Here is a 17,349-nt window from a genome sequence, read left to right as displayed (position 1 = left end):
TGGCGGGGAGGGGTCACTCCGGGCTGGTGACGCGGGCCAGCACGATGCCGCCCACGATCAGCGCCAGCGCCGCCATCCGGCCGATCGACATCGGGTCCTTGTGCACGACGACGCCCAGGGCGATCGCGCCGACCGCCCCGATGCCGGTGAAGACGGCGTACGCGGTGCCGACCGGGAGGGTCTTCATCGAGTACGACAGCAGCCAGACCGCGGCCACCATGAGGACGAAGCAGAGCAGGGTGGGCAGCGGCTTGGTGAAGCCCTGGGTGGGCTTGATGCTCTGCGCCCAGGCGATCTCCACCAGTCCGGCCAGCCCGAGGATGAGCCAGTTCATCGTCAGAACTCCTTCCCCAGGTCGTGCGCGCCGCGCAGCGCGGCGGCGTACAGCTCGTCGTGCTGGGCGCGCAGGTGGGCGAGGTCGGGGTCGACGCGGGAGTTGGCCAGCTCGGCGGCGACGACGGTGGTGTCCTCGACGGCGAAGTGGCCGGCGAAGAAGTCACGCAGGTAGCGCTCCTGGTAGTCGAACCTGGCCTTGGGGGCGCCGGGCGAGTAGGCCCCGCCGCGGGCGGTGGTGACCACGAAACGCCGCCCGGCGAGCGACATCTTGGGGAAGGTCACCTGGTCGAGCCAGGCCTTGAGCGCCGACGGGATCGAGTAGTTGTACATCGGGGTGGCGATCAGCACCACGTCCGCGGCCACCAGCTCCGACAGCAGCGGCTCGATGATCGCCCACGCGGCGGCCTGCTCGGGGGTCCGGACGGCCTCGTGGTAGCGGGAGATGTCGGTGATCCGGTTGGCCATGACGTAGTCGCACAGCTCGGTCCACGCCTCCCCGATGTGCGGCACCGGCTCGGCGGCCAGGTCGCGGTGGACGTAGGTGCCCTCGGGGTGGGCGGACCGCCACGCCTCGGCGAAGGCGTCGCCGAGCTCGCGGCTGATCGAACGGCGTCGGGCGCTGGCGTCCAGGTGCAGCAGAACGGCCATGGGAGGAGCTCCTCGAAATAAGTGGACATCACGTCCGGTTTGCGGTCGAGGTGACCGTAGCAACTAAGCGGGCACGTTGTCCACTTATGTCGTGGTGGGTTAGAGTCGCCGCCATGGAGTCCCGTACCGAGTTGCTGACCGGACGTCCCGTGGCGGAGGCGGGCCGCCCGCGCGAGCGCGCCGACGCCGCCCGCAACCGCGCCAAGGTGCTCGCCGCGGCGGCCGAGCTGTTCGCCACCCGCGACCCGCGCGGCGTGACGATGGACGACATCGCCAAGGCCGCGGGCGTCGGGCGGGGCACGCTCTACCGCCGTTATCCCGACACCGTCTCGATCGCGCAGGCCCTGCTCGACGAGCACGAGCGCGTGCTGCAGGAACGCCTGCTGCGCGGCGACCCGCCACTCGGCCCCGGCGCGCCCCCCGCCGACCGGCTCGCCGCCTTCTACGCCGCGATGGTCGACCTGCTGGACGAGCACATCTCGCTCGTCCTGGGCGCCGAGCAGGGCGCGCTGCGGTACGCCACCGGCGCCTACGGGTTCTGGCGGGCGCACGTGCGGGTGCTGCTGGCGCAGGCGGGCGTCCCGGAGACCGAGGCGCTGGCCGACATCCTGCTCGCCCCGCTGGGCCCCGAGGTCTACGCCGAGCAGCGCAGGCGCGGGCTCACCCCCGAGCAGATCACCGCCGCCCTGGCCCGGCTGGCGCACGGCATCGTCGACCGGGAGGCCGGGCGCTGACCGCGCCGGCGGCGGCCCACCCCCAGGCCGCCGCCTTGTCGTACGGGTCGACGTTCCTGAAGGCCATCCCGACGATCTCCTCGACGTCGAGGGGCCGGCCCGTCCCGCCTGCCCGCTCCGGTCGCGGGGTTACGCGGTGAGGGCGTCGTGCAGGAAGCGGCGGATGTCCGCCCGCGCGTCCTCGGCCTGGGGGGCCAGGACCGGCATGCTGAGGAAGGCGTGCCCGGCCCCCGGGTACTCGGCCAGGCGGGCGGGGGTGCCGGCGGCCTGCAGCGCCTCGGCGTAGCGGCGGCCGTGGTCGGCGATCGGGTCGTGGGTCGGCACCGCCACGAACGCCGGGGCCAGCCCGCCCAGGTCGTCGGCATGCAGCGGGGAGAGCGCGCGGGCGTCCGTTCCCTCGGGCACGGCGAGCCGGTGGAACAGCCGCAACACCGGCACGCTGAGCGTCGGGGTGTCGGCGTACTGGGTCATCGAGGGGTGGTCGAACATCGTCCCGGCCACCTCCACGGCGGGGTTGACCAGCACCTGGGCCTTCAAGGGCAGGCCGGCGTCGCGGGCCCTGATCGCCGCCAGGGCGCAGATCAGGCCGCCGCAGCTCTCGCCGAACAGGACGGTCCGCGCCGGGTCGACGCCCCACTGCGCGGCGTTCTCCAGCACGTGCCGGAGCACGTCCCAGCCGTCGTCGGCGGCGGCGGCCAGCGGCGTGCGCTGGTCGAGGAGGCGGTGGTCCACCGAGACGACGACGGCGGGCAGGTGAGCGGCGAGGTGGCTGTTGACCCAGTCGCTCTGCGGCGCCGTGCCGACGAAGCCGCCTCCGTGCACGTGGAGCACGAGCGGCAGCACGTCCCCGCCGCCCGGCTCGGCCGCTGCTCGCGGCCGGTGGACCCGGACGGGGATGTCGCGGCCGGGCAGTGCCACCGTCCGCCAGTCGATGGTGACGCCGGGGTCCGGCCGGCCGGTGATCGCCTGTGCCTCGACGGAGGCGCGCAGCCGGTTCTCCGCCTCGGCGTAGGCGGCCAGTTCGGCGGCGGTGACGGTGTCCCAGTCCGGCACGACCGGACGCAGGCCGGTGGAGGTCTCGCTCATGGACGTCTCCTCAGAGTTTCGCTACTTGAAGTTTCGATACCTAAAGTAGCGAAAACGTGGCATCGCCGGCCTGTGACGTCGATCACATCCATCCGCCTCGCGGTCCGCGGACAGGACGGCCTGGCCGGCCTTGCGGCAGGCGGGCGGATCGCAGCCTGGGTTCTTCGCAACACGACATGTTGGGTGTGACTTTTTGATCCGCCCTATATATGGTGTCTCCCGCAGCCGGTTCGGTCGCCCCGCCAGGGCGGCCGAGGCAAGAGGGAACCCGGTGGAAATCCGGGACTGCCCCGCAGCGGTGAGTGGGAACGACCGCCGTCAGACGCACTGGGCCGAAGGCCTGGGAAGCGACGGCCAGTAGGCAGCGACAGCATGCCCATGAGTCCGAAGACCTGCCGGCGCGCCGCGCGCGATCATGCGTGCGCGGCTGCTCCGAGGCCGCGCGGGACGGTGGACGGACTGGCGAGAGGGCTGTGGCGCCTCGCCGTCCGCCTCCTGCGCGCGTTCTCGGCAACTGACCGAGTTCACGAGGGGAGAGCGCAGTGACGGTCACAGGGGACCCGATGACGGACCTGGCCGGGACGGCGCGGGCGGACGCCGACAGGTCCGCGCCGCGGCGCGTCCAGATGCAGGTGCGCAAGCGCAACGGCACCGCGGAGCCGGTGGACGTCAACAAGATCGTACGTGCGGTGGAGCACTGGGCGACCGATCTGACGGACATCGACCCGATGCGGGTGGCCACCAAGACGATCAGCGGCCTCTACGACGGGGCCACCACCGCCGAGCTGGACCGGCTGTCCATCCAGACGGCCGCCGAGATGATCGGCGAGGAGCCGCAGTACTCGCGCCTGGCCGCGCGGCTGCTGTCGGGCTACATCGACAAGGAGGTCCGCGGGCAGGGCGTGGCCTCCTTCAGCCAGGCGATCCGGCTGGGCCACGCCGAGGGGCTCGTCGGCGACGAGACCGCCGAGTTCGTCAACGCCAACGCCCGCAAGCTCGACGACGCCATCGACCTCACCGCCGACCTGCGGTTCGAGTACTTCGGGCTGCGCACGGTCTATGACCGCTACCTGCTGCGCCACCCGTCCACCCGGCTGGTGGTGGAGACGCCGCAGTACTGGCTGCTGCGCGTGGCCTGCGGGCTGGCCGAGACGCCCGCCGAGGCCGTCGGCTTCTACCGGCTCATGTCGTCGCTGGCCTATCTGCCCAGCTCGCCGACGCTGTTCAACTCCGGCACCCGGCACACCCAGATGTCCTCCTGCTACCTGGTCGACTCGCCCCGTGACGAGATCGGCTCCATCTACGACCGTTACGCCCAGGTGGCACAGCTGTCGAAGTTCGCCGGCGGGATCGGCATCTCCTGGTCGCGGGTGCGCTCCCGGGGCGCGCTGATCCGCGGCACGAACGGGCACTCCAACGGCATCGTCCCGTGGCTGCGCACGCTCGACGCGTCGGTGGCCGCCGTCAACCAGGGCGGCCGGCGCAAGGGCGCCGCCTGCGTCTACCTGGAGCCCTGGCACCCGGACGTCGAGGAGTTCCTGGAGCTGCGCGACAACACCGGCGAGGACGCCCGCCGCACCCACAACCTCAACCTGGCCAACTGGATCCCCGACGAGTTCATGCGCCGCGTCGAGGCCGACGGCATCTGGTCGCTGTTCGACCCCGACGAGGTCCCTGAGCTGCCCGACCTGTGGGGCGAGGCGTTCGAGGAGGCCTACCGCGCCGCCGAGCGCGACGGCCGGTACGTCCGGCAGGTCAAGGCCCGCGACCTGTACGCCAAGATGATGCGCACCCTCGCCCAGACCGGCAACGGCTGGATGACCTTCAAGGACGCCGCCAACCGCCTGTGCAACCAGGCGGCCGAGCCCGGCAACGTGGTGCACCTGTCCAACCTGTGCACCGAGATCGTCGAGGTGTCCAGCGACGCCGAGACCGCGGTCTGCAACCTGGGCTCGGTCAACCTCGCCGCCCATCTGACGGGCGCCGGGCCCGACCGCGGCATCGACTGGGAGCGGCTGCGCGCCACCGTCCGCACCGCGGTCACCTTCCTCGACCGGGTGATCGACATCAACTACTACCCGAGCGAGCAGGCCGCGGCCAGCAACCCGCGCTGGCGCCCGGTCGGCCTCGGCGTGATGGGCCTGCAGGACGTCTTCTTCGCCCTGCGCCTGCCGTTCGACTCGGCCGAGGCCAAGGAGCTGTCCACCCGGATCGCCGAGGAGATCTACCTGTCGGCGCTGGAGACCTCCGCTGGCCTGGCCGAGCGCTTCGGCGCCCACCCCGCCTACGACCAGACGTGGGCGGCGCGCGGCCGGCTCCAGCACGACCTGTGGGGCGAGAGCGGCACGCAGGCCGAGCGCTGGGACGCGGTCCGCGAGCGCATCGCCGCCCACGGCCTGCGCAACTCGCTGCTGATCGCGATCGCGCCGACCGCCACCATCGCCTCGATCGTCGGCTGCTACGAGTGCATCGAGCCGCAGGTGTCCAACCTGTTCAAGCGCGAGACCCTGAGCGGGGAGTTCCTGCAGATCAACAACGCGCTGGTGGCCGAGCTGAAGTCGCGCGGCCTGTGGGACGAGCGCGTCCGGGCGGCCATCAAGCAGGCCGAGGGCTCGGTGCAGGGCATCGCCGAGCTGCCCGAGGACGTGCGCCGGCTGTTCCGCACCGCCTGGGAGCTGCCGCAGCGCGCCCTGATCGACATGGCCGCCGCGCGCTCGCCGTTCATCGACCAGAGCCAGTCGCTCAACCTGTTCATGAGCGCGCCGACGATCGACAAGCTCTCCTCGATGTACCTGTACGCCTGGAAGTCCGGCCTGAAGACCACCTACTACCTGCGCTCGCGACCGGCCACCCGCATCCAGCAGGCCACCGTGCCCCTCGTGAACAAGTCCGAGGAAGCCCTGGTCTGCTCCCTGGAGAACCCCGAGTCGTGCGAAGCCTGCCAGTGACCCCCGAGGAGAATCCGATGTTGCTCGACCCGGGCATGAGCCTGACCCTGCGGCCCATGCGCTACCCCCTGTTCTTCGACCGCTACCGCGACGCGATCAAGAACACCTGGACGGTCGAGGAGGTGGACCTGCACTCCGACCTGAAGGACCTGTCCAGGCTGTCGGCGGCCGAGCGCCACCTGGTCAGCCGCCTGGTCGCCTTCTTCGCCACCGGCGACACGATCGTGGCCAACAACCTGGTGCTCAACCTCTACCAGCACGTCAACGCGCCCGAGGCGCGCCTGTATCTGAGCAGGCAGCTGTTCGAGGAGGCGGTGCACGTCCAGTTCTACCTGAACCTGCTGGACACGTACGTGCCGGACGAGGAGGAGCGGTTCGCGGCGTTCGCGGCGGTGGAGAACATCCCCTCCATCCGGCGCAAGGCCGAGTTCTGCTTCCGCTGGATCGACTCCATCGGCAGCCTCCAGCGGCTGGAGACCCGCGACGACCGGCGGGCGTTCCTGCTCAACCTGATCTGCTTCGCCGCCTGCATCGAGGGCCTGTTCTTCTACGGCGCGTTCGCCTACGTCTACTTCCTGCGCTCGCGCGGCCTGCTGAACGGGCTGGCCTCGGGCACCAACTGGGTCTTCCGCGACGAGTCCATGCACATGGCCTTCGCCTTCGACGTGGTGGACGTCGTCCGGCAGGAGGAGCCGGACCTCTTCGACGAGGAGATGGCCCGCCAGGTCAGGGAGATGCTGGCCGAGGCGGTCGACTGCGAGGCGCAGTTCGCCGAGGACCTGCTCGGGCAGGGCGTGCCGGGCATGTCGACCACGGACATGCGCTCGTACCTGGAGCACGTGGCCGACCGGCGGCTGGCCCAGCTCGGCATCGAGCCGCTGTACGGGGCGAAGAACCCGTTCGCGTTCATGGAGCTGCAGGACGTGCAGGAGTTGTCGAACTTCTTCGAGCGGCGGGTGTCGGCGTACCAGGTGGGGGTGACCGGCTCGGTCAGCTTCGACGCCGACTTCTGACCCGTACGGATCCACGACGTGAAGACCCCCGGCGGGGTTCGACCCCGCCGGGCACCGGGTTCGCCGGCCCGGTCAGGCGGGCTCGGGGCGGTTGTCCTTGCCGTCCAGCCAGAGCACGTCGGACTCGTCGCGGTGGGAACCGGTGGTGCCGACGTGCTTGGCGTCGATCTGCGCACCCTTCTTGATCACGTGGACGAGGGCCATGGCGTGGCCGCGTCCGAGGTCGTAGTCCTGCTTGAGCCAGTCGATGATCGTCCCGGCCTTGGTGGACGGGGCGTCGAAGCCGCGTTCCTCGGCCAGGGCGATGAACTGACGGGGGGTCAGCCCGGTCTTGCCTTCGATGTTGTCCAGGTAGGCCTGGAAGGACATGGTGTGCTCCGCTCGTCATGGGGTGTTGCCGCCATGATGCACCATTTCGATGGGCGCACCGTCTCAGTAGAATGCCGTTCCGCCGAGTGCCGAGGGGTGACGGTGATGGACGAGCGCGAACTGACCTGCCCGTGGGAAGGCGTCCTGGTCACACCGGGCCCGGCCGTGCGTACGGGGGTGCTCGTGCTGGCGGGGTCGAGCGGGCGGATCGAACGGGACAGGGCCCGCCTGCTGGCCGCGGAGGGGGTGACCGCGCTGTCGATCCGCTGGTTCGGCGGTCCCGGGCAGCCGCCCGGCATCTGCGAGATCCCGCTGGAGACCTTCGTGTCGGCCGTCGACCTGCTGGAGTCCACCGGCGTCCGGCGGGTCTGCGTGCTGGGCATGTCGAAGGGGGCCGAGGCCGCGCTGCTGACCGCCGTCCGGGATCGGCGGGTCGGCGGGGTGGTGGCGCTGTCGCCGACCTCGGTCGTGTGGGGCAACGTCGGGCCGGGGCCGGACGGGGAGAAACGTCCCTACCGGTCGTCCTGGACGTGGAGGGGGCGGCCGCTGCCGTTCGTCCCGTACGACGACGACTGGGCCGAGGCCGAGCCCGAGCACGGCCCGCTGGCCCTGCGCGAACTGTACGAGCTCAGCCAGCGCACGTTCGCCGGCCTGTTGCCGGCCGCGGAGATCCCCATCGAGGCCGCGGCGGCCGACGTGCTGCTGGTGGCGGGCGGGGATGACGCCATGTGGCCGTCCGTGCCGTTCGCCGGGCGGCTGGCCGCCCGCCGTCGTGCCGCCGGCCGCACGGTCCGGGTGGTCAGCCGGGCCGAGGCCGGTCATCGTCCGCGCCTGCCGGGGGAGGGGCCCGCCCCCGAATCGCCGGACTTCCGCTACGGGGGCGACCCGGTCGCCGACGCCAGGCTGGGAGCCGACGCCTGGCCGCACATCCTCGACCTGCTGCACGGCTGACGCCGCGGGTCACATGTGGTGATCGTCTTCTGCTAGTTTGTACCTTCCGGCCGGATGTTGCATCCGGCCGAGAGTGCTTGTATGACCATTTCTCAGGCAAGCGTGCGGCCCGTCGAGGCCGCGGACCATCCCACCGTCGAACGCCTCTGGCTCATGTTCCGCCACGACATGGCGGACTACCAGGGCGGGCTGCCCGACCCCGACGGCACCTACCACGGCGACCGCCTGCGTGCCGCCCTTGAGGGCGACGACTGGAGGGCCTACCTGTTCACCAGCGGCGACCGGCCGGTGGGGTTCGCGTTCGTGCGCGCCGCCTCCGGCCCGGTCCGGGTGCTGAACAGCTTCTTCGTCGTACGCGGGGCACGCCGGTCCGGGATCGGGCTGCGGGTCGTCCGGGAGGTGATCTCCCGGCATCCCGGGCCGTGGCGGATCGCCTTCCAGGACGCCAACACGGCGGGCGTGGCGTTCTGGCGGCGTGTCGCCACGGAGTTCGCCGGTGACGCGTGGACGGAGGAGCGCCGGCCCGTCCCGAACCGCCCGGACGTCCCGCCGGACGTGTGGATCTCCTTCACCGCAGCCGAGATCTGATGGTGTGGTACGTTTTTGCGACGCATCGACCTGAGGAGGTGAGACCGATCAACGTTGTGACAGGTCGGGGCTCCCTCACGCGCATCGCCTAGGGAGCGCCCGCACAAGGCATCCCGAAAGGCTCAAGACGCGCATGCGTTTCCTCTCCCGGACGTCGGCCGACGGCGTCATCGAACGATCCTTCACCCTCGGCGAGATCCCCGGCGTCCTGTGGACCCCGCAGGACGCCGAGCCCCGCGGCCTGGTCCTGATCGGGCACGGCGGCGGGCAGCACAAGCAGGCCCCGGGCGTCGTGGGACGCGCACACCGGCTGGCCGCCGAACGCGGCTTCGCGGCGGCGGCCATCGACGCGCCGGCCCACGGCGACCGGCCCGGAAGCGCCGAACACGAGCGGATCATCGCCGCGATGCGGGAGCGCATGGCCGGCGCGGGCGACCCCACCCCGCTGCTGGCCGAGCTGCACACGCTGCTGGCCGCCCAGACCGTGCCGGAGTGGCGGTCGGTCCTGGACGCGCTCGGCGACCAGGGGCCGGTCGGCTACTGGGGCGTGTCGCTGGGCTGCGCCCTGGGGATCCCGCTGGTGGCCGCCGAGCCGCGGATCGGCGCGGCGGTGCTGGGGCTGATCGGCACCTCGCTCGCCTCGGCCCGGGCCGCCGCCGGGATCACCGTCCCGGTGCGGTTCCTGCTGCAGTGGGACGACGAACGGGTGCCGCGGGCCGAGGCCCTGGCCCTGTTCGACGCCCTGGCCTCGGCCGAGAAGACCCTGCACGCCAACCCCGGCAAGCACGCGGACGTGCCGGACTTCGAGATCGACAGCGCCCTGCGTTTCCTCGCCGACCGGCTGGGCTGAGGCCGCCGCCGGCCGGGAGGTCGTCCCGGCCGGCCCGCCGCCGGTGAGTACGGGGGCGCGCGGCTGAGCACGTGCGTGCTCACGACAGGGGGCCCGCGGCGCGGCCACCATCGTGGTGCAGGAAGACCACGGCATGGAGGTGGGCGATGCACGACGAGCAGAACGGCGGCCGGGAGCCGTCCGTCGGCAGGAGAGGGCTGCTGCGGCTGACCGGGGCGGCCGCGGTGGTCACGACGGCGGCGATGGTCCTGCCGTCCGGGCAGGCCGCGGCGGCGACGCCGGGCGGAGAAGGGCGGGCAGCGCCGGGACAGGGCCAGGGGGCCGCCGGCTCCGAGGCGCGGGACCGGGACTGGCGGTTGCGCACCGAGCAGCTCCGCGCCAACGGCGACAGCCTCCAGCGCAGCGCCGAGCTGACCAGGCAGAGCCTGGCCGGCCAGACGGCTCTGCGGATCCCGGCCGGACCACCCCGCTGACCACAGCCGACAAAGGAGGACGGACCATGACGTTTTTCGCAAGGGTCGGCTGGACGTGGGAGGCCGGTGGCGCGGTCCTGGGCGCTCCCACCGTTGCCCCCGCCGTGCACGACCTGGCCACCGGCCATCTGGCGCTGCGGATGGCGACCAACCGCGGCGCGCCTTCCACCGCGGACCAGATCACCTCGCTCGGCGCATCGATCGGCGTCCCGCGCAACGAGAACGGGCGCATCGACGGACCCTCGGTGGCCCAGGTCGGGGCGACGTTCCGGCTGGACCCCGACTCCCGCTTCCACGTCGAGAGGTCGTGGAACTCCTCCGAGCTGTCGGTGACCCTCGCCATCAGCCTGGAGGACCTCACGGCGGGCACCGTCGTCACCGGGCCGGAGTTCGTCATCGCCCGGGACTCGGGGTTCAACGTGGGGGAGAACAAGCTGCTGTTCAGCAACCCGGCGCCGGGCGGGTCGGCGGCGGTCAGCGGCGACTTCGCCTGCGCCGCCCGCCACGACTACCGGGCGTGGATCGACCTGCACGCCCGCGTCAGCGGCGCCGGGTTCGGCGGGAGCGGCGGGTCGGGGGCCGACCTGATCGCCGGCGTCGTCGCACCCACGCTCTCCTTCCTGTGGTACTTCACGCCGTTGCAGGGCGCCGCGCCGTCGTCGTGGACCCGCGAGACGACCGCGCCACCCGCCCGCACCGCCGACCGGGCCTGACGACCGGGCCTGACGACCGGGGCGGGCGGTCCGGCCGCGACCGTCAGGGGCGCAGGACGTCGCGCAGTTCGCCGCGGCTGGTGACGCCGAGCTTGGCGTAGGCGCGGGCGACGTGGTTGTCGACGGTGCGTTTGGAGATGCCCAGCCGTTCGGCGATCTGCCGGTGGGTCAGGCCGGTCAGCGCCAGCGTCGCCACCTCGCGCTCGCGGGCGGTCAGCTCGGCGGCCGAGGGCAGCCGTTCGGCCAGGGCCAGGCCGGGGCAGCGGCGCAGGTGCTCGGCCGACAGGCCCCAGCAGCGCCGGGCGGTGTGGGCGCGGCCGTGCTCGTGGTGACGGCGCGCGGCGCGGCCGTACCCCTCGGCGGCCAGGGGATGCAGGCCGAGGCGGGCGAGGTCGCCGGCCGCCGCCTCCAGCGCGGCGGGGTCGCCGACGGTGATCGCCGCGGCGTATCGCAGGTAGGCGGACTCGCCGCCGTCCGTGGTGGCGGGGGGTGGGGCAGGCGTCGGCACGTCCGCGCCGAGTCGTACGGCGTCGGTCAGAGCGAGGGTGTGCACCGCCGCGGCGCCCATGGCCTCCGCCCGGACGGCGGTCGCGCGGGCCAGGCCGGCCGCGGCGCGGGTGTCGCCCCGGGCGGCGGCCACCCACGGCCGGGCCAGGTCGGCCCACAGCCCGAACATCGTCGCGGGCGGCCACTCCAGGCGGTCGGCGGTGCGCAGCGCGTCCCGCGCGGCGTCGGCCTCGCCGGCCAGCGCCTCGGCGTGGGCCACCTCGCCGTAGAGCAGACGGTGGAGCAGGCGGCCGGTGACGGTGTCGGGCCGATGGAGGACGACGGCCTCGCGCAGCCTGCGCCGGGCCTCCGCCACGTCGCCGGTGAAGCGGGCGACCTGGGCCATCGCGATCGCCGCCACCATGAGCGCGTACTCCCAGCCGTGGGCGAGGGCGGCCTCGTGCTCACGCTCGGCCAGCCGCGCGGCCAGGTCCGTACGGCAGGCCAGGAGCGCGCCCTGCACCTGGACCAGCGCGGTGGTCGGCGGCAGCCACGGCATGTTCTCCACCGCCTCGGCCAGCACGGGATCGCGCGCGTCGTGCGGCGTCGCCGGCGTGCGGCCGCCGTAGGCGCCGGCCAGCTCGTGCGCCAGGCGGGCCTTGACCTCGGCCTCCTTGTTGCGCATCCCCGCCCGGAACAGCGGCGGCAGCTCGGACAGCGCCGGGCGCAGGTCGCCGGTGAACGCCGCGAACACCGAGCTCAGGGCCGCCAGCTCCTCGGTGTGCTCCGGGGTCAGGGCCGCGCCGCGGGCGGGGAGCGCCCGGTGGGCGGCGGGGTCGCCGAGCCCCCAGAACAGCGTCTCGGCCCGGCCGAACGCGATCTTGTCGTGGTGGTGGCCGGCGGTGGCGACGGCGTCCATGACGTCGAGCATGGCCATGAGCTCGCCGGTGCGCTCGCCCGAGATGAGCACCCGCCACAGGACCTGCGCCGCGCCGACGCCCTGCTCGACGTCGCCGTCGCGCAGGGCCGACTCGGTGGCGGCACGGGCGAGCTGTTCGGCCAGCGGCAGGTCGAGCAGCGTCCAGGCGCGCCGGGTGGCGGTCAGCAGCATGCCGGGGGGCGGCTGGACGCCGGCGTCGAGGCTCCAGCGGACGATGCGCAGCGCGTCGGAACGGCGGCGGGCTCCCGTGGCGGCGATGGCCTCGGCCAGCACGCGTTTGGCCCTGCGGGTGCGCAGTTCCGGGCAGCCGTCGCGGAGCGCCTCGCCGTACAGGGGGTGGGCCAGGCGGAGCAGGGAGCGGCGGCCGTCGCGCTCGATCCACAGCAGGCCGCGCGCCTCCAGGCGGGTGAGCAGGTCTTCGGGGACGGCCCGGGTCACCACGCCGACGGAGACCGGCTCGGCCAGGGCGAGCAGTTCGAGCGCCCACCGTTCCTGGTCGGCGAGCGCGCCGAGCCGCCTGGCCACCAGCTCGGTCAGCCGGGGGGCGACCAGCCAGGGGCCCTCCCACCGCCACACGCCCTTGGTCTCGGCCAGCGTCCCGGCCTGCATGCCGGCCAGCACGACCTCACGCAGCAGGAGCGGGTTGCCGGCGGTCAGCTCGTGCAGGCGGCGTACGGTGAGCTCGGCCGCCTGGCCGCCGAGCACCTCATGCAGCACCTGGCCGACCTCCGGCGGCGACAGCGCGGCCGGCTCGATCCGCTCGGCCAGCCCCTCGGTCCACAGCGCGGCCAGCCACTCGGAGAACGGCTCGCCGGCGCGCAGCACCACCAGCACGAACGCGGCCCGCGTGCGCGCCAGGTGGCGCAGCACGGCCGCCGACTCGTCGTCGAGCAGGTGGGCGTCGTCCACGACGACCACCGCGCGCCGCGACCCGGCCGTCAGCGCCGACACCATGGCCCGCACCAGCACGCCGCGGCTGGCCACGCCCACGACGCCGTCGGGCACGAGCACGCCGAGCGGGCCGAGCGGCACGTCGGAGTTGCCCGAGGTGGCCGGCACGGAATGCACGACGAACCGGGACGGGTCGAGCGTGGCGAGCGCCTCGTACACCAGCCGGCTCTTGCCGACGCCCGGCGGGCCGGTGATCGCCAGCGCGCCGGCCGCGGGATCGCGCAGGGCGGCCGTGACGCGGCCCAGATCGGACTGCCTGCCCACGAACGGCCACATGCCCGCCTCCCGCTGCGTCGTCTGCCGCAGTCTGACACGCAGGACGGGCACGAGTCAGCCGGAGTGTGTCCTTCGCCGGCGTTCGCATGCCGGGTCAGGAGCCGCCCTTGATCGCGCGGACGGCCGGGTCAGGAGCCGCCGGCGATCTCCACGACGGCGTGGCGGTTGTGCTCGTCGGTGACGTGGTCGAGCAGGTAGTGGGCCAGGTCGGCGCGGGAGATCGAGCCCGCCTTGGCCAGGGGCGCGTTCTCGGCGGTGCGGTAGCGGCCGGTCAGCGGGCCGTCGGTGAGCATCGGCGGGCGCACGATCGTCCAGTCGATGTCGTGGGCGGCGGTGACGGCGGCCTCCATGCGTCTCATGTCGGCGTAGCCGTGCCGGTAGAGGCGCTGGATCACGAAGCGGGTGACCAGGCGGCGGCCCAGCGGCGTGCCCGGCGGGATGTCCAGGCCCGCCGACGACAGGCACAGCAGGCGGCGCACCCCGCTGTCGCGCATGGCTGCGACGACATTCGCAGTGCCCTGGGAGTAGACGGTGGTGGGGTGGCCGCGGTCGGTGCTGCCCAGGCACGACAGCACGGCCTCGTGCCCGGCGACGGCGTCCCGCCAGGGGCCGGGGGTCAGCACGTCGCCGCCGATCACGCTCACCTGCTCGCCCGCCGGGACGCGGGCGGGGTCGCGGGCCAGCACGGTGACGTCGTGCCCGGCGGCGACCGCCTGCTCGACCACCTGGCGTCCGGTTCCGCCGGTCGCGCCGAGGACCATCAGCTTCATGCCGCACCGGCCAGGGCCCGTACGACGGCCTCGGCGATCTCGCTCTGGCCCTCGATGCTCAGGTGCACGCCGTCGTCGACGAAGTGGTGGTCCTCGCGGACGGCGAGCCTGGTGTCCACGGTCGGCTCGGGACGGCCCAGCAGGTGGTCGGCGGTGGCGTCGACGTCCTTGTTGGCCCAGGTGATGCCGGCGCGCCGGAAGTGCGGGTAGGCGGCGGCACGCGGCTCGTCGAAGGGGCTGGGGGTGAGCCAGACCCAGCGGGCGGGCCCCCGCTGCTGGGCCAGGTCGTGCAGCATGGCCAGGTTGCGCTCGGTCTCGGCGGCGCTGACCAGGGTCGGCGCGTCGGGGGCCAGGTGCTGGGCGTCGTTGGCGCCGATCATGCACAGCACCAGGTCGGGCCGCTGGAAGCCGAGGGCGGGGAGCTGGGTGAGCGCCTGCGTGGTGGTGCTGCCGGAGATCGCCAGGTTGGTGAAGCGGACGGCGTCGCCGGGACGGCGCAGCGCGACCAACTGGCGCAGGATCTCGAACCAGGACAGGCGGTCGGCGGTGGTGCTCTCCCCGACGGCGACGACGTGGAAGGCGTCGCGGGCGTTGCGGGCGTCCTCGTGGTGCAGGGGCAGCCGGTCGACGGCGTCGGCGAGGCCGGGACGGGCCAGCAGCGTCTCGGCGGCCTGCCGGGTCTGGCGGTCGAAGTCGTCCAGCAGCGCGCGGTAGGCGCCGGCGTCGAGGCCGAACAGGGCGGCGACGCGGGCCTCGTCCGCGCCGATCAGGTACGGCAGGGATCCGGGCCGCTGGGACCGCACGAGCCGCACGGTCATCGGGTCGGTCATCGGGTCGGTCATGACATGGCCTCCGTGGGGATGGTGGGTGCGAGGGACGGGCGGAGCGCGGCGTTCATCCGGAGACCCGTCCGCCGGTGAGGTCGAGGGTCGCCCCGGTCACCCAGGAGGCGGCGGGCGAGGCGAGGTAGAGGACGGCCTGGGCGACGTCGGCGGGACGGCCGACGCGCCCGAGCGGGAACGCCGCGGCGAGCTGGGCGAGCCGCTCGGCGGGCAGGGCGGCGAGCTTGTCGTTGAGCACGGCCGAGGGCGCCAGGCAGTTGACCCGCACGCCGTCGCCGCCCACCTCGGCGGCCAGGTGCCGGGCGAACATGACCACGCCCGCCTTGGCGGCGGCGTAGGCGGCGTTGGCGCCTCCGGGCTGCCGGCCCGCGGTGGACGCCATCAGGATGATCGACCCGGCGCGCCGCGCGAGCATGCCGGGCAGGAACTCGTGGACGGTGAGGAACACCGAGGTCAGGTCGGACTCCAGCACGGCGCGCCAGCGGCCGGGGTCGAGCCCCGCGGTCGGCGCGGGCGCGCCCTGCCCGCCGGCGAACGGGGCCAGGATCTCCACCGGCCCGAGCGCGGCCTCCACCTCGGCGCGGATGCGGGCCAGGACGCCGGCGTCGGTCACGTCGCCGGGCGCGGCCAGCGCCCGGCCGCCTTCGCCGGTGATCGAGGCGACGACGCGGTCCACCGCCTCGGTGTCGCGGCCGGTGACCGCGACCTGGACGCCGTTGGCGGCCAGCGCGTGGCAGGTGGCCGCGCCGATGCCGCGGGAACCGCCGGTGACGAGGGCGACCTTGCCCTCCAGTCCTGGATGTCTGGGCCAGTCAGGCCGGTCGGTGGTCATCGCATATTGCTTCTCTCTAGAGAAAGGTTCACTCTTGTGAATGGTTCTGTGCGGAGTACAGTATGCGCTGTGTCCGCGTCCCGCAACCGCCCGATGGGCGTCGCCTTCCTGCTCGCGCAGCTCGGCGCGCACGCCGCCGGCCGGTTCGCCGCGCGGGTCGCCGAGCTCGGCCTGTCGCCGTCCGACGTCGGGCTGCTGCGGATGATCGCCTTCCAGCCCGGCCGCAGCCAGCAGTCGCTCGCCGCCGACCTCGGCGTCGTGCCCAGCCGGGTCACCGCGCTGCTCGACCCGCTCGACCGGGCCGGCCTCGTGGAGCGGCGCCGCTCGGCCGGCGACCGCCGCAACCACGAGCTGCACCTGACCGAGCAGGGCGCGAAGGTGATGGAGGACATCAAGCGGACCGCGATGGCGCACGAGGCCGACCTGACCTCGTGCCTCAGCCCCGACCAGCGCGGCCAGCTGTTCGCCCTGCTGGAGCTGGTCGCCGCCGACCAGGGCCTGACGCCGGGCGTGCATCCCGGCTACCGCCGCTCCTGAGGCCGCCCGCCGCCCGGCGGGCCGTAGGTCCCCGCGCGGCGGGACCTACGGCTCTGGCAACCGCATCCGCCCAGGCCAGAGGCTTGGATCATCACCACCGGATGCGAAGAAGGTGTTCACGAATGAGGCACAGGCCCATCGCCCTTGACGCCGACGACGTGCAGGTCAGGATCCGCGGCGGCGGCGTGCGCGCGGCCGACGTGCGGCGTGCCCGCCACACCGTGGCCGACCTGACCCGGCTCGCCCACGAGCCGGTGCTCGGCGCGACGGTCAAGCTCGCCGCCACACCGCAGGTCGCGGGGGAGCAGCGGACGGCCGAGGCCGTGGTGGACGTCCAGGGCCGGCTCATCAGGGCCCGGGCCGGCGCCGCCTCCACCCGCGCGGCCATCCACCTGCTCGGCGACCGGCTGCGGGCGCGGCTGCTGGAGAGCACCCGGGACTGGGAGAACCGGCGCGGCCGCCACCCCCGGCCGCCTCACCCCGCCCCGCCCGCCGGGGAACGCCGGATCGTCCGGACCCGCACGGCCGCCCGCGCCGTGCCCGACGAGGCGGCGGTGGACATGGACGACCTCGACTACGACTTCCTGCTGTTCACCGAGACCGCGACCGGCCAGGACAGCGTGATCTACCGCACCGGCGACGGCTACCGCCTCGCCCAGCTCGACCCCCGTCCCGACCTGCCGGCGCCGACCTGCGCGGCGATCTCGGTCAGCCCGCTGCCCGCCCCCCGCCTCACCGCCGGGCAGGCCCTCGACCGGTTGGAGCTGACCGGTTTCCCGTTCGTGTTCTTCGCCGACTCCGGCACCGGAGCGGGCTGCCTCCTCTACCGCCGCGACGACGGTGACTACGGCCTGGTGACCACCGCGCACGAGGACCGGCACGAAGGCTGAGGGCCGGCGCCGCCCCCCCGCCCGGGGGGGGGGCCCCCCCCCGCAAAAACCGACCCCGGACGGGCGCCCGGCGGGGGGGGTTGCGGCGGCCGGGGTTTTGTGGGGCCCCGCCCCCA

18 protein-coding genes and 1 riboswitch are annotated in these 17,349 nt (G+C 73.7%); of the genes, 10 read left to right on the top strand and 8 right to left on the bottom strand.

From position 1 onward, the window contains the following. Positions 1–13 precede the first annotated feature (13 nt). Together ABZ444_RS47385 and ABZ444_RS47380 are read right to left on the bottom strand one after the other, a co-directional pair. Positions 14–334, bottom strand: a complete 321-nt coding sequence (locus ABZ444_RS47385; protein ID WP_357987947.1) for a multidrug efflux SMR transporter — start codon at positions 332–334, stop codon at positions 14–16. 2 nt (positions 335–336) lie between these two features. Continuing rightward, positions 337–984 carry an NAD(P)H-dependent oxidoreductase gene (locus ABZ444_RS47380; protein WP_358010940.1) on the bottom strand — a complete coding sequence of 216 codons (648 nt, stop codon included), beginning with the start codon at positions 982–984 and terminating at the stop codon, positions 337–339. A gap of 113 nt (positions 985–1,097) precedes the next feature. Here ABZ444_RS47380 and ABZ444_RS47375 point away from each other — a divergent pair, with 113 nt between their 5' ends. After that, entirely contained in the window at positions 1,098–1,718 is a 621-nt protein-coding gene (locus tag ABZ444_RS47375) for a helix-turn-helix domain-containing protein (RefSeq protein ID WP_358010938.1), read from the top strand. Between the two features lie 129 nt (positions 1,719–1,847). Here ABZ444_RS47375 and ABZ444_RS47370 read toward each other — a convergent pair whose 3' ends face one another. After that, entirely contained in the window at positions 1,848–2,804 is a 957-nt protein-coding gene (locus ABZ444_RS47370; protein ID WP_358010936.1) for an alpha/beta hydrolase, read from the bottom strand. 209 nt (positions 2,805–3,013) lie between these two features. Then, positions 3,014–3,219: riboswitch (cobalamin riboswitch) on the top strand. Positions 3,220–3,346: 127 nt separating this feature from the next. Between ABZ444_RS47370 and ABZ444_RS47365 the strand changes: the two genes are divergently transcribed. Then, positions 3,347–5,752: a ribonucleoside-diphosphate reductase subunit alpha gene (locus ABZ444_RS47365; protein ID WP_358010934.1), complete on the top strand. Its 2,406-nt coding sequence runs from the start codon at positions 3,347–3,349 to the stop codon at positions 5,750–5,752. 17 nt (positions 5,753–5,769) lie between these two features. Beyond that, complete coding sequence (locus ABZ444_RS47360; protein WP_358010932.1) at positions 5,770–6,765, top strand: ribonucleotide-diphosphate reductase subunit beta; 996 nt, start codon at positions 5,770–5,772, stop codon at positions 6,763–6,765. A 72-nt stretch (positions 6,766–6,837) separates the two neighbouring features. Here ABZ444_RS47360 and ABZ444_RS47355 read toward each other — a convergent pair whose 3' ends face one another. Next, the gene (locus tag ABZ444_RS47355; RefSeq protein WP_358010930.1) at positions 6,838–7,134 is read right to left on the bottom strand and encodes a DUF4287 domain-containing protein; all 297 of its coding nucleotides are present in this window, start codon (positions 7,132–7,134) and stop codon (positions 6,838–6,840) included. A 105-nt stretch (positions 7,135–7,239) separates the two neighbouring features. On the opposite strand from ABZ444_RS47355, the gene ABZ444_RS47350 reads away from it, so the two are divergent. From ABZ444_RS47350 to ABZ444_RS47330, 5 genes are all read left to right on the top strand, one after another. Continuing rightward, positions 7,240–8,085: an acyl-CoA thioester hydrolase/BAAT C-terminal domain-containing protein gene (locus ABZ444_RS47350; RefSeq protein WP_358010928.1), complete on the top strand. Its 846-nt coding sequence runs from the start codon at positions 7,240–7,242 to the stop codon at positions 8,083–8,085. A gap of 81 nt (positions 8,086–8,166) precedes the next feature. Then, complete coding sequence (locus ABZ444_RS47345) at positions 8,167–8,673, top strand: GNAT family N-acetyltransferase (RefSeq protein ID WP_358010926.1); 507 nt, start codon at positions 8,167–8,169, stop codon at positions 8,671–8,673. Positions 8,674–8,806: 133 nt separating this feature from the next. Further along, a complete protein-coding gene (locus ABZ444_RS47340; protein WP_358010923.1) occupies positions 8,807–9,523 on the top strand; it encodes an alpha/beta hydrolase in 717 nt (238 codons plus the stop codon). Positions 9,524–9,669: 146 nt separating this feature from the next. Next, on the top strand, positions 9,670–9,996 hold the full coding sequence (locus tag ABZ444_RS47335; RefSeq protein WP_358010921.1) for a hypothetical protein: 327 nt from the start codon (positions 9,670–9,672) through the stop codon (positions 9,994–9,996). 26 nt (positions 9,997–10,022) lie between these two features. After that, complete coding sequence (locus ABZ444_RS47330) at positions 10,023–10,709, top strand: hypothetical protein (RefSeq protein WP_358010919.1); 687 nt, start codon at positions 10,023–10,025, stop codon at positions 10,707–10,709. A 43-nt stretch (positions 10,710–10,752) separates the two neighbouring features. Here the strand turns inward: ABZ444_RS47330 and ABZ444_RS47325 are convergent, their stop codons facing one another. The 4 genes from ABZ444_RS47325 to ABZ444_RS47310 all read right to left on the bottom strand — a co-directional run bounded on the left by ABZ444_RS47325 (position 10,753) and on the right by ABZ444_RS47310 (position 15,806). Next, on the bottom strand, positions 10,753–13,413 hold the full coding sequence (locus tag ABZ444_RS47325) for a LuxR C-terminal-related transcriptional regulator (RefSeq protein WP_358010917.1): 2,661 nt from the start codon (positions 13,411–13,413) through the stop codon (positions 10,753–10,755). A 77-nt stretch (positions 13,414–13,490) separates the two neighbouring features. After that, positions 13,491–14,132 (bottom strand): SDR family oxidoreductase, encoded by a 642-nt coding sequence (locus ABZ444_RS47320; RefSeq protein WP_358010915.1) that lies wholly within the window; start codon positions 14,130–14,132, stop codon positions 13,491–13,493. After that, positions 14,129–14,974: an SGNH/GDSL hydrolase family protein gene (locus ABZ444_RS47315; RefSeq protein WP_358010913.1), complete on the bottom strand. Its 846-nt coding sequence runs from the start codon at positions 14,972–14,974 to the stop codon at positions 14,129–14,131. Before ABZ444_RS47315 ends, ABZ444_RS47320 begins: the two co-directional genes overlap by 4 nt. A 52-nt stretch (positions 14,975–15,026) precedes the next feature. Then, positions 15,027–15,806 carry an SDR family NAD(P)-dependent oxidoreductase gene (locus ABZ444_RS47310; protein ID WP_358010911.1) on the bottom strand — a complete coding sequence of 260 codons (780 nt, stop codon included), beginning with the start codon at positions 15,804–15,806 and terminating at the stop codon, positions 15,027–15,029. Between the two features lie 69 nt (positions 15,807–15,875). Between ABZ444_RS47310 and ABZ444_RS47305 the strand changes: the two genes are divergently transcribed. Both ABZ444_RS47305 and ABZ444_RS47300 read left to right on the top strand, forming a co-directional pair. Then, positions 15,876–16,343, top strand: coding sequence for a MarR family transcriptional regulator (locus tag ABZ444_RS47305; protein WP_357977606.1), 468 nt, complete (start codon positions 15,876–15,878; stop codon positions 16,341–16,343). A gap of 122 nt (positions 16,344–16,465) precedes the next feature. Beyond that, a complete protein-coding gene (locus ABZ444_RS47300) occupies positions 16,466–17,233 on the top strand; it encodes a sigma 54 modulation/S30EA ribosomal C-terminal domain-containing protein (RefSeq protein ID WP_358010908.1) in 768 nt (255 codons plus the stop codon). Positions 17,234–17,349 lie beyond the last annotated feature (116 nt).

Source organism: Nonomuraea sp. NPDC005730 (genome assembly GCF_040630865.1).
Lineage (GTDB): Bacteria > Actinomycetota > Actinomycetes > Streptosporangiales > Streptosporangiaceae > Nonomuraea.
This window is presented reverse-complemented; position numbering and strand designations above follow the sequence as displayed.